Here is a 14,915-nt window from a genome sequence, read left to right as displayed (position 1 = left end):
ATTTTCCTCACACTCATTTAGCTAAATGAACAATTAAGAATCTGATCTAACAGTTACATCGATTTTAGGATACGAAGATTGCTTATCGCTAAACCAAGCAACCGTTTCTTGCACCATTGTTAAAATGAGAGTATATTTTCCTGGTATAGTAGGTGGTTTGATAACTGCATTAATTGCTAGCGACTCTCCAGGAGCTACATCAAAAGGCAGTTGAGTTCGATTCCCCTCAATATTAGTTGGCTTCCCTTGAGAGTCTATCCCTATCCATTTATAAGAAAGATTAGTTGGTTTATTTCCTTTATTAGACCATAAAAAGTTACTTGTGTTTTTTACTATAATTGGTACTTTATTTTGCAAATTAATTACCATAATTTTTGGATAGTCAAAAACTTTAATTTCCTGTTGAAATATTTGTTCTATTGGCAATTGAATTCTGTAAGAAATAAAATTACTGGATACGATCGTGTTTTTTTGAAGTGCTAATGTAGCAAGAAAACTATCTTTTTGTTCTAATGATTTTGGAAATATAACACATAATTTACCAGAAATATTTTTATTAAAAAAACTTAACCAATTTAGCACTTGAGGTATGCTTAAGGGTTCTCCTATATCACCATAGTTAGGTGGAGGAGCAGAAGAATAACCGTTTACAACTGGAATGTTTGCTTCGATTCCAGCCCCCATCGCTGTTAACTGATCTATATAAAAAGGCTTTTTAACGTTTGAAGATGAAGATAAATATGCAACGTTACAGCCTTGTTTCATTAAACTGCTAATTTCTGTAGTTTCTTTCAGTAATGGAGCTTTTTCGTAGTTAGGTAAATTGAATATAAGCTGCTCTGATATACCTATTAGGCAAAATATACTTACTATAACTAACTTGAAAAGACGACGCTTGATAATTACTGTTGATTGTAATAAGGAATCAAAACATAATATTCCAGCAACCAATAAATAAAAATATGCAACTGACCATATTCTAGTAACTGCCCTGATTACAGAGGCTCCAGGTACAACTTCATAAATTATTCTCCAAAGTGATATCCCAAAAGGTAGGCGTAGTGGCAAAAAAAACAAAGCAATAAAGACAAAAAAGCATACTTTTACAAGTAATGCTCTTTGAACAGTTAATATATCATACGATTTAAATAGTGTATATACAGAAACTCCTATTAATAAAAACATTATGACCCCAGCAAATATCCGATGTTCTCCTGGCCATGGCATCGGTAAGCTTTTAGAAACCCAGGAAAGTAAAGGTGCCCAAAGACTACCAGGAGCAACTGCAAACCAAGAAGAAATTCTGGGAAGCATTGTATCTACTTCTGAGTATGATCTTTTCCCTAAATCTGACTTGGCTTCCAAATATGGAAGTAGGGTAACAAACATTGTTGCTGCCCATACTAAAATAATTGCGATCGTTGCCTTGTAATCGACTCGACAGTATGATAAAAGATTATGGCGGACTGATGCTGGAGCTAATTTGTAAGCTATAGCAAAAAATATAGGTAAACTAAATAGTAAAAACCAACCTAAGTAAATTCCGGCAAGTACTTGTAGATAAATTAGCAGCAAAAACAATGTTATCTTTTTTCGAGTTGGTTGCAGAAAAAATTCCCACCCTACAAGAAAAGCTAGAGGTGTAAAAAACTGGGGTAGTAATTGCTGATGCCCAATTTGATTAATTCTAGGCATACTGAAGGCGAACAGTAAAGCTCCTAAAGCGCTCAATAAATGTCTTACCTGATATCTCCGCATTAAAAGTGCAAAGCTAGCAAAAGAAAAAATACAAACAGCAATCATCCATATTTGAAAGGCAAAATCTGCTGACAAAAATAGTCTAAATAACCAATATATAGGAGCAGACCCAAATAGATTGTCTGAGAAAGCCAGAACATTTTTGTAAGGATAAAAAAAAGCTGGCGACCATAAACCACCTGCATAGTCTTTATTTATCAATAATTGAAAAGAATGCTCTAAAAAGTAATTGTTTAGTCTAGTATCCCCAGGATCTGTTTGTATTAGAGCGAATCTACTGAGGATTGTTGGATAAAATGCTATAAGAATTCCTACAACACAAACAATGGTGTAGAGTGCAGGAATAGAAAATATTTTTAGATTTTTATTCATTGTTTATTAAATCACTAAAAGCATGATTTTTTAAATTGCTAATTTTAATAAACCAGCATAAAAATATTCACCTCATATTACATTACTAGGTAAATAAAATTATTTATTTAGATATCTTGTCAACATAATTTTTTTTTAAATAGATTGTATTTTAATATACAATGAATAGCTCTAACTCCATCTTTCCAACCTATTTTTTTACCTTCTTTATAAGTTCGACCATAATAAGATATGCCAACCTCATAAATACGACAGCCAAGTTTCGCAACCTTGGCTGTAATTTCAGGTTCAAATCCAAACCGATTTTCTTCTATTTTGATAGATTGAATAACTTCACGTCGAAAAGCCTTATAACACGTTTCCATATCTGTTAGATTTATATTTGTAAACATATTAGACAACATTGTTAAGAATCCATTGCCCACTCTGTGCCAATAGTAGACCACTCTGTGAGGTCTATCACCTTGGAAACGAGAACCGAAAACTACATCAGCTCTATTATCAATAATCGGCCCAATCAATAAGGGATATTCTTGCGGATCGTACTCCAAGTCCGCGTCTTGAACTATAACAATATCTCCAGTAGCCGCAGCAAAACCAGTTCTTAAAGCTGCACCTTTACCTCTGTTTTTATGATGGTAAATTACTTGGTCTACCTGTGACTCTACTTTTAATTTAAGTAACTCTCTCGTGCCATCTATTGAACAATCATCTACTATAATAATTTCACAATCTTTCACAGGCGATGCTTTGACAGCTTCTACAACTTTGCTAATAGTTCCCAACTCGTTGTAACAAGGAATAACAACAGATAGCCTCATACAATAATTAACTCCTCCTAATCATCAGTCCAAAAATGTTTATCTAAAACTATTTAGAATGAAATTTATAAAATAGAGAATTAATTACTAATAAAGTGTATTGCTTGAGCAATTTTTTCTATTTGTATATCTAATGTTTTGTAATCCATCCAATTACTTAGTTCTTCTCCTACTTGGTCTATCAATTGATATGCTGCTACACTACGTCTATACCTTTGAATCTTTTGCCCAAAACTCACGATCGCCTGAGCATAAATTTCTGGGTTATGTTCCTGTCGTAAAATTTTCTGCCCATTTTTTCCCATTTTTGTGAAGTATTTGGGATTCGCCAAAAAACTTTTGAGGTGCTTTTGGATATCGTCAATTTCATAATTTGGACGCACAAATGCAACAGTGTCTTCCGATTGTTCTGCATACCAACCAACCTGTGTAACTAGACTAGGAAGTGCGTGACTCCAAATCCGAAGTTGACTCAGTGATGCTTCTCCCATAGTCGGATAGCGTAAATTAATGGCCAAATTAGCATTTTGTAAAGCCAAGTCTAACTCAGCATCCGCAACAAAACCATGTATTTTTACTATATTACTAAGTCCTAATAATTTAATTTGTTGCTCAATATAATTTTTATTCCAAACTTGCCCATATATATCTAAGAAAAACTGATTTTTTTCAGAAAAACTAGATAGTGCATTAAACAAAAAATCTAACCCACGGTTTGGACCAAGATAGCCAAATACTATTAAGCGATAAGGTGCTTTTTTCTTTTTACTTTGTGAATTTGCTTTCCATTCACTCATGTATGGTAATGGCGCATAGCCGACAAACCATCGCTTCTCTTGCTTAATAGTTTGGAAATCCGCTTTTGTGTGTGTGACAACTCCGACTGCATTCTCTAAAGCTAAAAATGTTAGCGGATAAAGTTCAGCCATATACTCAGTTGAAATATTACCACTCGAAAATTTCACGACCGCTTGCTCACCCTGAAAACCATAATATTTTTTCATCTGAAATAAATAAGCATCTCGATTCGACTTTTGTTCTCGATGTAGATAGATGCTAGCAAAAAAGTGCTGTAATCTAACATCATGTAAAACAACTAAACCTGGACATTGACAGCTAATCTGCCATATTGCAAAGTGAAAGTCTGAATTATTGCCTATGTTATATACATTTAAATCCGCTTGGTTAATTTCAACCCAAGGAGTATTATCCAAATCATAATGGCGGACTGTGGCGTACTTTTCCAAAGATGAAATCCAATGCTGTTGATCTGTCCACAGAACAATTTCAGCATATTTTTGCAAAGTAGGAATCAATTGAGATGTATACTCAGCAATACCGGACTTTGCAGGTGATAATGGGGAAAACCAGTTAATTTTCATCAAACTAGCTTTTGAACAACTGTAGACCATGAAATGTTAAGGCTATGATAATAATCTCGTCCTGCTTTACCAAGAGCTTGTGCCCAAGAACGATTTTCCCATAATTGATCCATAGCTGCGGCAAGAGATTTAGAATTAGGTTCAGCAAATAAACCCGTTTCTTCATGACGGACAAATTCTAAAGAACCTCCTGAATCCATACAAGTAATAACTGGTTTAGAAGCTAGCATTGCTTCCAGGGTGACATAACCATAGTCTTCATCTAAAGGTGGGTAAATAACTCCTATACTTTTTGCATAGGTTCTAATTTTTTCTTCTTCACTAATTTGACCTAAAAAAACTACTCTTTTGGCTATATGTAATTTTTTAGCTAAATCCTTTAAGTGTTCACCATGACTTACTGTATCTGGTTTACCTGCAAACAATACTTTTACAGGATTTTTTGTTTCTACAAGGGCTTTTATTACAAGTTCCTGTCGCTTAATAGTTGTAAGCCTACTGGGAAAAAACAGATAATCATTTATATCTTCACAATAGAAAAGCTCAGAATTTTGAGGAGGGTGATAAAGCGGGATAGAATTTATTTGATTAAATCTCTTTAATCTTCGGGAAACATTTCCAGCAATAGTATAGATAGATTTATACTCTTTTAAGACTTTATTATCAGCATTAATAATTGCTTCACGAACCTGTGGCCCATTAGGAAAATTAATTAAATCGCAATAATTTGTATGCCATAAATCATAAGCTGTGCGATGCTGATGCAAAAGCCACATAACCTTATTAGGATGAGGTATTAGGTATGCAGGAAACTTTAAACCTATAATTTTGTCTACTGCTTGACCACAACATTCTGAAAGGTCTAATAATCTACAAGCCAACATATGATCCAGAATCCGCTCTGGAGGATACCATTTAAAGGGAATTGCAACTATCTCGACCTCATGACCGGCAGCAGATATAGCTTTTTGAAGACCTTCTGCTAGTATCTCTGCACCTCCTCTAATAAAGGGAACTTGAGTCGTAACTATCAATACTCTCATGGTTTAAATCCTACAAGTGCATAATCTTGTGGCCCATAAAAGTAATCACTGAAACGTTCAGCCAGTTCTGACCCAGTTAATCTGGGTTGAATAGTATCAGGATGAAGCTTAATACATGTAACTTTGGATAGACCAAATGATTCTGCCACAAATGCGATCATAGAACTTGGCAGTGGATTACGATGTGTCGGATCTAAATAGAATGTGTTACTACCTACTAAGATATTATCTGGATTTGGTGTTTCAAAAATTACCAATCCTCCTGTCTTAAGCACTCTCATGGTCTCAGTAAATAACTTTAGCAATACCTCAAATGCTAAATGTTCAATGATATGGAAACCAGTTACTGCACCCAAGCTAGCATCTGGTAAAGATTGCAAATAGCTAATTACATCTCCTTCTATAACCTCTAGTCCTCTGATTCGGCACTGCTCTATCATTACTCTGTTAATATCCAACCCCCTAGTAATGTATCCTGAATCTTGAAGAAGTTCTAACCATTCACCCCGCCCACAACCCACATCTAAAATTGGAGATTCATCTGTGCCTACCTTTGCTTCCTCAATCAATGGCAAATAAACTTTTAACCTACTTAAAATGTCTTCACGGCTGCCTCGAAATTTCTCCTCAAAAGCAACATAAAAAGCATCTAAAAAATGTAGATCTTCATTAATAAAAGTTTTTAATTGCTCTTGACTAAAAGGTTCCGGTAAACGTTTCCTTGCCTCTTGTATAAACATTGTTATTAGACGCTTCTGTTGCATTAGATCATTTTTAAGGTATCCATCGTTTCTGATGTAACGCTCATTTATTTCTTGAATACTAGTATTTGCTGTAATTATACGGCTATCTATTGTAATTAAATGCTCATTTAGTCTTTCAATATGAGCATCTAGAGCATCTAGAATAGTTTTCTGTTCATCTATTTCTTGTACTCGGCTATTTACCGTATCCAAACTTTCTTGAATGCCAGTTAGCCAGGTAGAAATTATATCAATAGCATTTAAGCTATCATCTAGCCCTTGGATGTGATTATCCATTGCAATTAGACGCTCATCCAACTCTGGAAAGCGATTATCCACTGTAACTAAGCGTTCATCTACTCCTTGGATGTGATTATCCATTGCAATTAGACTCTCATCCAGTCTTTTATCTACTTGCGTTTTTAAACTTGCAATTTCTTTTATTAACTGCTGATTAAGTGCTAAAGACTCTTTTAGAGAGTTAATTATATTTAAATTGACTTCTCGTTGATCTTTAAAGAGAAAATTGATTACTTTTAAAATAAATTGTTGTAACTTAGTACTGAAATTAAAAGGAAATATATTAAGTTTGTCTGGCCACTTTGTACGTACAAGTGAACGAGATTCTGCATTTTTCAGAAAATTTTCAATATGACTAATACTTAACTTCAGTTTCGATATGTCTAGATTAGATTGTAAATCTCCTAACTGAGAATTAAGTTGGCTTTTTCTCACCTGCTCAACAATTTTTTGTATTAATTCATCAATCTTGATTTCCGGATCATTAGATTCAATCATTTTTTATATTTTTAAGTAATATATAAATTTCACTTTGACGGGGTTATCTGTTTGACTATTTTTGCTGGAATCCCTGCTACAACATGATAACTAGGAACATCGCATTTAACAACAGCACCTGCTGCTACTACAGAATTCTTGCCAATTTTGCAGGGGCCAATTATGGTGGCATTACTTGCGATCCAAGCCCCTTCTTCAACTACAATATTATTTCCTTCTGTTGGAAAATTGTTCATCCTCTCTAGTCCAAAATTTTTATAGTCATGAGTTCCAGTTATTACACTAACATTATGCCCAAAAAAAACATATTCTCCGATTACTATATTTCCAGAAGATAAGTTAAATAATGCATTATTTACAACGCATGTTTCTGACAATTTTAGTCTTTGAGGTTCGCCAAAAACCAAGTATTCTTTTAAGCTTACATCTTTGATGCGCTGATCAAAATAGCCTTGCGTTAGAGATTGCTTGAGGTAAATATCAAAATATAATTTAATCCAGCTTTCGAGCTTAGATTTAAAATAATTTTTAACTATTGTGTACATAGTGATTCCTCATAGAGTCTTATCTTTCTGCCAGATACTTGAAAGACTCCTTCTACCAAATCATTAACTGCTGCTTGTATAACTATGGCATTCTGAATCCAGTCCAGCATTTCTAAATTTTCGTGTGTTCCATCTCCAAATGCTATATCTAAGGCATAATTACCACCAGCTAAGTGGGGCCAAATAAACTCAAAGTCAACTGTTGCTCTTCCTATTTCTGATTTAGATAGCCAGTAGCTAGCAAAATTTTTATCTAAGAGTTCTGTACTCCATCCTGATAAAACAGTCCTCAATCTATCCAGTAGCGCTATGCCAACATTCGGCTTTCTAACTTTGTCGTGTCTGAATGTAGTGATTCTAATTTTTAATACATCTCCTGGATAAACCAACTGAATAGGCTTACCCTGACTATCTAACACAGAAATATGCTCAATTTCTGCACGTCCTGTACCAAATCGTTCAAATCCATAAAAAGCCATATACGGCTTTTTAGTAAAAGGATTTGATTCTTTAATGGTGATTTTAGTCAAATCAATTTCTTCTTCATTAGCAGCAATATTCTCATTCTTATTTGAATCTAAATTTATGCTAGTTCTTTTATTTACTTCTTCATGCACCCATGCTTGATAGTGTTTACAAACTTCAGCAGGTTGTCCAGTATCTACAAGAATTCCTTGATTAATCCAGATAGCTTTAGAGCAAAGACGTGACACAGACCCTACATCATGGGAGACAAATAAGATTGTTCCTCCGGAATCTTGAAAATCTCTAATTTTTGCCATACAACGATGGACAAAGATACCATCACCTACTGCTAAAGATTCATCTACAATTAAAATTTCTGGGTTAACGTTAATTGCTACTGAAAATGCTAAACGAACAAACATACCGCTAGAGTATGTTTTGACTGGTTGTTCCATGAAATCGCCAATTTCAGCAAAGGAAGCAATTTTGTCAAACTTTGCTTCTATTTCTGCTCGGCTTAATCCTAAAATCTGCCCATTAAAAAATACATTTTGTTTGCCTGTAAATTCAGGATTAAATCCGCTACCTAGTTCTAGTAAAGCTGAAACTCTGCCATGAACCGATACCTCTCCTATGGTTGGTGTCAAGGTTCCAGCAATAATTTGTAGCAATGTACTTTTACCAGAACCATTTTGACCAATAATTCCTAGTGTCTCTCCTTTAGGAATATCCAAATTAATATTATTTAATGCCCAAAACTCTTGAGCGTGGCTCTTACCAGGTAGTAAAATTTCTTTGAGTCTATCTACCGGACGAGCATAACGCTTATAGCTCTTTGAGATATTCTTCAGGGAAATTGCAATCTCCTCACCCATAACACCGCATACTGAAACTACTAAAGAATTTTACACGCTACAACTTTATCAATTAAAAATTATTTACGTCATTAAAATTTTGGCTTTTTATCGAATCAGAGCGCTATCTATTTACTATATAGATAACATTAGCATTTGCGTGTTTTAAAAGCACTTTAATAATGAAAGCTGCCTATAAAACATCTGCAAAAGCTGGACGCAAACGCTTGTACACTGTAAAACCAAAACAAAATATAATTGTTGCGATCGCAGAAGCAACTCCCCATTCACCCCAATGCTTCACCTCTCCAATTAAAACTATGTCACGATAAACTTCTGCGATCGCTGCCATTGGATTTAACCAGAATACCAAACTCCGCCATTGCTCTGGAATTGCTGATGCTGGATAGACAAGCGGTGTCAGATAAAACCAAATATTTAAAATCACTCCTAAAGTCTGCGGGATATCTCGCAGAAACACCGTTAGTCCTGCGGCTAAATAGCCCAATCCTGCTGTTAGCAATAACTGCGTTAGCCAAATCAAGGGTAATAGCGCCAAGGTAGTATGTAAAGTATGAGTATTGACCGCCACGAAAAAAATCAATGCCATTAAACCAAAGGAACTCTCAACGATTGTTGACAAAACTGGCACTAGGGGTAATAAAGCTAGAGGAAACACCACCTTCTTGACTAAATTTGGTTGTCCTAATACCGAATTAGCAGACTGCATTAGACCACCCGTAAAAGCAATCCAAGGAAGTAACCCTGCAAATAGCCATAAACCAAAGGTGAAATCATTTGCTGGTAAACCATTGAGATTAGTCAGCTTCACTTTCAGTACAGTGGAAAATACATAAGTATAAATCAGTAGCTGTGATAGCTGATTTAGCAAAGGCCACAAGTTGCCCAAAACAGAACCTTTGTAACGCGCCTCTAAATCCCGCCGTACTAAAGTTCTCAGTAAGTCGAACTTCGTCCACAACTGTTCATCTATGGACGAGATGCCCCTCCATCTCCTTACCTTACGTACAACTCCCCGCATTGTCGGCAACAATTTCTGCTTCCTCGCTCACTACTCACTACCCACTCACCTAATTGCTCTCACAGAAGTATCATATTTATGAAAGTTCCTTTTTAGGGACTTTCAAATAAAAAAATAAAAACTACTTCTTGTGAGGTTGGGTCTTACCCACCTTAAGTTAGAGCGGGCTTTGCGGCTTACCCCACAAGATTGGATAATTTATTTGTTGGAAATCCCTTTAGTGCTTTGAGAATCTATCATCACTAGAAAATTGTCTCCAAATTATCTTGCTAATCATACTATAAGTTGGCTATTGTCAAGTGTATTTTTACTACAACAAATATAACTTCTGTTTACAAGGCTGCTTTCTTTGTTAAGCATACGAGTTTTGCTGAACTCAAGCTATCTGGATCAACTCCCTGCGATCGCAAATATTCTGCTAATTTATTAGCTCGTTGGCGCTCTTGTTGTAATTATTTAGCTAACTCCGTCAGTGTTAGTAATTTCTCCCCCATATCTAGACGATAAAATCCCCATAATTCCCCCTCCACCAACACTCTTAGTCCTATGGGAAAACTTTGAGCATAGCCGAGAAACTGGTCTGCTAAAAGTGTGGCTTGCCTACCTGTTAAGTATTGTTTAATTACTTCTAGGGTGGTGATAATTGCCTAGAGATGTGGTCTGATTCTGCCAATGGTTGACTGTCTGAACTGGGATATTCGATGTTGGGATTGACTATTTTGATGGTTGTAGTCCTTAATCCCCTAGATCTATCTATGGGTTACTCAGTACTCCTGAACTCTCCTGGAATCAGTGACCGTTGAGTGACGGATTCCGCTACACTGAAACTTGGTTTATTGCATTGTAATCAGGCATGGAAATCGGACAAAAGGTTAAAGTCTTTCGTTTGCGCGATCGCGTCTCTGCCCCTGTTGTAAAAAAATTAGGACAAGTGGGTATCATCCAAGGCTACAAAGTGACCGATGGGCGTGGGATTGGTGTAGTGGTGCTGTTTGACGACAATACTTCCACTTGGTTTTTTGAAGATGAAATCAAACCTGTGTAGTTGTAAAGAACTCAGAACCGGGTTTTTCTCGGCATCTGAAATTGAAAGCACAGGTTGAGAGTCATTGTTGAATGCTAAGTTGGAATTGAAAAGCTCGGCGGTGAAAATAGGAATCAAGTAATGGCTCTAATATTGACATTTTTGGGCAAAGGCGGCACCGCTCGTACCAAAATTGCGATCGCCGCCGCCAAATTATTGGCAAGTCAAGGCAAGCGTGTACTCCTAGCAGGACAAGCAGAACCAACACTGTCCATTCTGCTGGGTACTCCCATTGCTGCCGACCCCCAGGAAATCGCTCCCAAATTACAAGTAGTTCAGTTTCAAGCATCTGTACTACTAGAACGCAACTGGGATGAAGTAAAGAAACTTGAGGCGCAATATCTTCGCACACCCATATTCAAAGACGTTTTTGGTCAAGAACTGGTGGTATTACCAGGTATGGACAACGCCCTGGCACTGAACGCTATCCGCGAATATGATGCCAGTGGCAAATATGATGCGATCGTCTACGATGGCACAGGTGACTCTTTAACGTTGCGAATGTTGGGTTTGCCAGAATCTCTCAGTTGGTATATCCGGCGATTTCGGCAATTATTTGTCAACTCCGATTTGGGGAAGACGATTACTGAATCACCCTTGATTCAACCGCTGATTAGCAGTTTTTTCAATATCAACTGGACAGCAGATAATTTTGCAGGCCCCACTAACCAAGTCAATAATTTCTTAGAAAAGGGGAGAGCCGCTCTTGCTGACCCCAAGCGTCTCGCTGCTTTCTTAGTGACTACAGGAGATCCCATTGAGGTAGCAAATGCTCGTTATTTGTGGGGTAGCGCTCAACAAATTGGTTTAACTGTCGGTGGTGTTCTGCTTGTGTCTGCTGAGAGAAATGCCAACCTGTCAGAGGAATTTATACCCCTACCTGTGAGTGTCGTTCCCGACTCGCCTACAGGTGACTGGCAACCACTGATAGACGCTCTACCCAACTTTGAAGCACAAGCCTTACAGGCTCCCAAACCAATTGAAATAGACATCCACAATCGTCAAGTACGCTTATTCTTGCCAGGTTTTGACAAAAAGCAAGTCAAGCTTACCCAATATGGGCCAGAAGTCACGGTAGAGGCAGGAGATCAACGGCGCAATATTCCCTTACCCCCGGCTCTAAGTGGCAGACCTGTTGCTGGAGCAAAGTTTCAGAATAATTATTTGATAATTTCGTTTTAATTTATGGGAATGGGGAATGGGGACTGGAGACTGGGGACTGGGGAATAGGGAAGAAACTTAATCACCAATGCCCAATGCCCAATGCCCAATGCCCAATTCCCAATGCCCTAGCTCTATTAATCAGTAAATCTTATGTCAGAATCAACTCCCATTACCCCAGACCCTAACCCATCTGAGGCATTAGACTCAGTGGTAAATAATCCCAATGAGCAAGCAAAGGCATCTGCCGATCGCAGTGCCAAAACTAGGCAGCTGCTGGGGATGAAAGGTGCCGCATCTGGGGAAACTTCAATTTGGAAAATTCGTTTGCAGCTAATGAAGCCCATTACCTGGATTCCCCTAATTTGGGGTGTAGTCTGTGGTGCGGCTTCTTCGGGTAACTATACTTGGACACTGGAAAATGTGTTGAAGGTAGCAGCCTGTATGCTGCTGGCTGGGCCATTGATGACAGGTTACACCCAAATCCTTAATGATTACTACGATCGCGAAATCGATGCCATCAATGAACCCTATCGCCCGATTCCCTCTGGGGCAATTCCCCTACCCCAGGTAATTATTCAGATTTGGGTATTACTGATTGCTGGCTATGGTTTGGCATTTGCGCTGGATGTGTGGTCTGATCATGAATTCCCGACAATTACAGCGATCGCGATTATCGGTTCTTTTATCGCCTATATTTATTCTGCACCTCCCCTGAAACTCAAGCAAAACGGTTGGCTAGGCAGCTACGCCCTAGGTGCAAGCTATATCACCCTACCTTGGTCTACAGGACACGCTTTGTTTGGCGATCTCAATTCCACAATCGTCATTTTGACAATGTTTTACAGCTTGGCTGGATTGGGTATTGCCATTGTCAATGACTTCAAGAGTGTAGAAGGCGATCGCCAGCTAGGGTTACAGTCACTACCCGTAATGTTTGGCATCACCACTGCGGCATGGATTTGTGTAGTAACGATTGATGTCTTTCAAGGATTTATTGCAGCTTATCTCGTCAGCATCCATGAGAATTTGTATGCAACAATACTAATACTGTTAATAATTCCACAAATCACCTTGCAGGATATGTATTTCTTGCGCGACCCCGTGAAGAATGATGTTAAATACCAAGCTAGCGCCCAACCGTTCCTTGTTCTGGGAATGCTGGTAACAGGTTTAGCGCTGGGTCATGCTGGCATTTAAATGATACTTCCATAGTAAGAAGTTAGGAAGGAGGAGTTAGGAGTTAATATACTTCTAGCTCTTAATTTGTATCAAAACCTATCGTGTTTCAACTGATATCTTTCCTCATTCATGGGATTCAATCTTTTTTAGTCCCCATTTGCTTTTTCGTTGCTTGGACTGTAACAATTCTCGCTGTTTTAAGTCTCTGGACGGCGGCGCGAGATAGTGTGGCTACAGCCAAGCAAATGCATCAAATTCCTTGTAGTGGTTGCCAATTTTTTACCGATAATTACCGTCTTAAATGTACTGTACGCCCATCTATTGCCAATACAGAAGAAGCAATTCATTGTTTGGACTATCAACCGAAGACAAATCCTTATCTGTATTAGTTAGGGAGTAGTGAGTAGGGAATGGGTATCAGGGGGAGCAGGGGAGTAGAGAAGAATCACTATGCCCAATGCCCAATGACTATTGACCAATCTCTAACAATATCTTTAAAACACCGCGACTTTGAGCGTGTTCAAAAGCCGCAAGCCCTTCAATAAGAGGGTAACTGGCATGAATGAGAGGTTGCACATCAACTTGTCCTGTAGCTAGTAACTGGAGGGCTGGAGGAAAGGGGCCACAACGGGAGCCGATGAGGGTAATTTCATGCACTACTAACGAGGAAACATCTAGGCTGAGGTTGCCAGCATAAGTACTTTTCAGTACAAGCGTACCACGGGGACGTAGGGCGCGACGAGCGATCGCAAATCCTTCTGAATTGCCAGTACATTCAACTGAAATATCGAAATATCCATCTGTAACAGCGTCGGCTAGACTCGTTTTTATTCCCCGTGCCTCTAAGTTAGCTAGTTTGTCTCGATGACGGCCTACAGCTAAGAGTTCACAGCCAGTTAAAGCTAATGTCTGAGCTACTAACTGCCCTAGTTTTCCATCTCCAACCACTAACACCCGATCATCTGGATGCAATGACAGTTGCTGCTGAATTTCCAAAGCTGCTGCTATGGGTTCGGTAAATGTTGCTACTTCTGTTGGTACATTATCAGGTACTAGATGCAGATTCTCCACCGGCAGACAGAGATACTCACCAAAAGCTCCGTGGCGGTTGACAATACCCAAAACTGTACGATTTTCGCAGTGAGTTGGTTGTCCTCTGAGACAAAATCGGCAATGCCCACATACAGCGTTGATCTCTCCAACTACGCGTTGGTTAACTAGGTGTTCTGGCCCTTGTTCAACGACCCCGACAAATTCATGACCTAAAATACCAGTGTAGGGATAGTAGCCTCTAAGTAGTTCTAGGTCAGTGTTACAAATACCCGCACGCAAGACGCGTATTAAAGCTTCTCCCTGTGGCGGTTCAGGAACGGAAATATCCGTCCGTAGTTGCAACTGGTTGTTTTCAAGCCAGAGTCCTTTCATTTTTCTTGATATCCTTTGCTTTATATTTCGTCATATCATTTTCAAAAATCTTTACAACATAATGAATCGACTATAGGGGCGTACATCTGTATAAGTAAGTCGGCGGGAAAATTTATAAGTATGTAATGAAAACTTAATCAGAGTAGTTAGAGTTAAATTTAATACGTTGTGTCCTATAATTTCCTCTTTCTCCTCTAGCTTGAACACCATCAATTACTGCGTAAGCAAGAGCCAACTCGT

13 protein-coding genes are annotated in these 14,915 nt (G+C 38.1%); 4 read left to right on the top strand and 9 right to left on the bottom strand.

Going from position 1 to position 14,915, the window contains the following annotated elements; all coding sequences use genetic code 11:
• Window positions 1-33: 33 nt before the first annotated feature.
• The 8 genes from H6G97_RS27285 to H6G97_RS27250 form a co-directional block, all read right to left on the bottom strand.
• Window positions 34-2,130: a hypothetical protein gene (locus H6G97_RS27285; RefSeq protein WP_190943709.1), complete on the bottom strand. Its 2,097-nt coding sequence runs from the start codon at window positions 2,128-2,130 to the stop codon at window positions 34-36.
• Window positions 2,131-2,249: 119 nt separating this feature from the next.
• Entirely contained in the window at window positions 2,250-2,951 is a 702-nt protein-coding gene (locus H6G97_RS27280; protein WP_190943708.1) for a glycosyltransferase family 2 protein, read from the bottom strand.
• Between the two features lie 80 nt (window positions 2,952-3,031).
• The gene (locus tag H6G97_RS27275; protein WP_190943707.1) at window positions 3,032-4,333 is read right to left on the bottom strand and encodes a glycosyltransferase; all 1,302 of its coding nucleotides are present in this window, start codon (window positions 4,331-4,333) and stop codon (window positions 3,032-3,034) included.
• On the bottom strand, window positions 4,333-5,376 hold the full coding sequence (locus H6G97_RS27270; protein WP_190943706.1) for a glycosyltransferase family 4 protein: 1,044 nt from the start codon (window positions 5,374-5,376) through the stop codon (window positions 4,333-4,335). Before H6G97_RS27270 ends, H6G97_RS27275 begins: the two co-directional genes overlap by 1 nt.
• Entirely contained in the window at window positions 5,373-6,917 is a 1,545-nt protein-coding gene (locus H6G97_RS27265; RefSeq protein ID WP_190943705.1) for a class I SAM-dependent methyltransferase, read from the bottom strand. The genes H6G97_RS27270 and H6G97_RS27265 overlap by 4 nt, the downstream gene beginning before the upstream one ends.
• Before the next feature lie 29 nt (window positions 6,918-6,946).
• The gene (locus tag H6G97_RS27260; protein WP_190943704.1) at window positions 6,947-7,462 is read right to left on the bottom strand and encodes an acyltransferase; all 516 of its coding nucleotides are present in this window, start codon (window positions 7,460-7,462) and stop codon (window positions 6,947-6,949) included.
• Window positions 7,450-8,802, bottom strand: a complete 1,353-nt coding sequence (locus H6G97_RS27255; protein WP_190943703.1) for an ABC transporter ATP-binding protein — start codon at window positions 8,800-8,802, stop codon at window positions 7,450-7,452. The genes H6G97_RS27260 and H6G97_RS27255 overlap by 13 nt, the downstream gene beginning before the upstream one ends.
• 172 nt (window positions 8,803-8,974) lie before the next feature.
• Entirely contained in the window at window positions 8,975-9,823 is an 849-nt protein-coding gene (locus tag H6G97_RS27250) for an ABC transporter permease (RefSeq protein ID WP_190943721.1), read from the bottom strand.
• Window positions 9,824-10,676: 853 nt separating this feature from the next.
• On the opposite strand from H6G97_RS27250, the gene petP reads away from it, so the two are divergent.
• The 4 genes from petP to H6G97_RS27230 all read left to right on the top strand — a co-directional run bounded on the left by petP (window position 10,677) and on the right by H6G97_RS27230 (window position 13,639).
• A complete protein-coding gene (gene petP, locus H6G97_RS27245) occupies window positions 10,677-10,868 on the top strand; it encodes a cytochrome b6f subunit PetP (RefSeq protein ID WP_109011400.1) in 192 nt (63 codons plus the stop codon).
• Window positions 10,869-10,988: 120 nt separating this feature from the next.
• Window positions 10,989-12,089: a Get3/ArsA fold putative tail anchor-mediating ATPase NosAFP gene (locus tag H6G97_RS27240; protein ID WP_190943702.1), complete on the top strand. Its 1,101-nt coding sequence runs from the start codon at window positions 10,989-10,991 to the stop codon at window positions 12,087-12,089.
• 132 nt (window positions 12,090-12,221) lie between these two features.
• A complete protein-coding gene (gene chlG / locus H6G97_RS27235) occupies window positions 12,222-13,268 on the top strand; it encodes a chlorophyll synthase ChlG (RefSeq protein ID WP_190943701.1) in 1,047 nt (348 codons plus the stop codon).
• An 83-nt stretch (window positions 13,269-13,351) separates the two neighbouring features.
• Entirely contained in the window at window positions 13,352-13,639 is a 288-nt protein-coding gene (locus tag H6G97_RS27230; RefSeq protein ID WP_190943700.1) for a hypothetical protein, read from the top strand.
• Window positions 13,640-13,718: 79 nt separating this feature from the next.
• Here the strand turns inward: H6G97_RS27230 and H6G97_RS27225 are convergent, their stop codons facing one another.
• Complete coding sequence (locus H6G97_RS27225; RefSeq protein WP_190943699.1) at window positions 13,719-14,675, bottom strand: MDR/zinc-dependent alcohol dehydrogenase-like family protein; 957 nt, start codon at window positions 14,673-14,675, stop codon at window positions 13,719-13,721.
• Window positions 14,676-14,915: the final 240 nt, after the last annotated feature.

The organism is Nostoc flagelliforme FACHB-838 (genome assembly GCF_014698065.1).
GTDB lineage: Bacteria > Cyanobacteriota > Cyanobacteriia > Cyanobacteriales > Nostocaceae > Nostoc > Nostoc flagelliforme_B.
This window is presented reverse-complemented; position numbering and strand designations above follow the sequence as displayed.

What these genes read in the sequence shown, in the direction of transcription:
- H6G97_RS27255 (WP_190943703.1), bottom strand. Translation starts at nt 8,802, where the DNA reads ATGGGTGAGGAGATTGCAATTTCCCTGAAGAATATCTCAAAGAGCTAT.
- H6G97_RS27260 (WP_190943704.1), bottom strand. Translation starts at nt 7,462, where the DNA reads ATGTACACAATAGTTAAAAATTATTTTAAATCTAAGCTCGAAAGCTGG.
- H6G97_RS27280 (WP_190943708.1), bottom strand. Translation starts at nt 2,951, where the DNA reads ATGAGGCTATCTGTTGTTATTCCTTGTTACAACGAGTTGGGAACTATT.
- H6G97_RS27285 (WP_190943709.1), bottom strand. Translation starts at nt 2,130, where the DNA reads ATGAATAAAAATCTAAAAATATTTTCTATTCCTGCACTCTACACCATT.
- petP (WP_109011400.1), top strand. Translation starts at nt 10,677, where the DNA reads ATGGAAATCGGACAAAAGGTTAAAGTCTTTCGTTTGCGCGATCGCGTC.
- H6G97_RS27240 (WP_190943702.1), top strand. Translation starts at nt 10,989, where the DNA reads ATGGCTCTAATATTGACATTTTTGGGCAAAGGCGGCACCGCTCGTACC.
- chlG (WP_190943701.1), top strand. Translation starts at nt 12,222, where the DNA reads ATGTCAGAATCAACTCCCATTACCCCAGACCCTAACCCATCTGAGGCA.
- H6G97_RS27275 (WP_190943707.1), bottom strand. Translation starts at nt 4,333, where the DNA reads ATGAAAATTAACTGGTTTTCCCCATTATCACCTGCAAAGTCCGGTATT.
- H6G97_RS27270 (WP_190943706.1), bottom strand. Translation starts at nt 5,376, where the DNA reads ATGAGAGTATTGATAGTTACGACTCAAGTTCCCTTTATTAGAGGAGGT.
- H6G97_RS27250 (WP_190943721.1), bottom strand. Translation starts at nt 9,823, where the DNA reads ATGCGGGGAGTTGTACGTAAGGTAAGGAGATGGAGGGGCATCTCGTCC.
- H6G97_RS27265 (WP_190943705.1), bottom strand. Translation starts at nt 6,917, where the DNA reads ATGATTGAATCTAATGATCCGGAAATCAAGATTGATGAATTAATACAA.
- H6G97_RS27225 (WP_190943699.1), bottom strand. Translation starts at nt 14,675, where the DNA reads ATGAAAGGACTCTGGCTTGAAAACAACCAGTTGCAACTACGGACGGAT.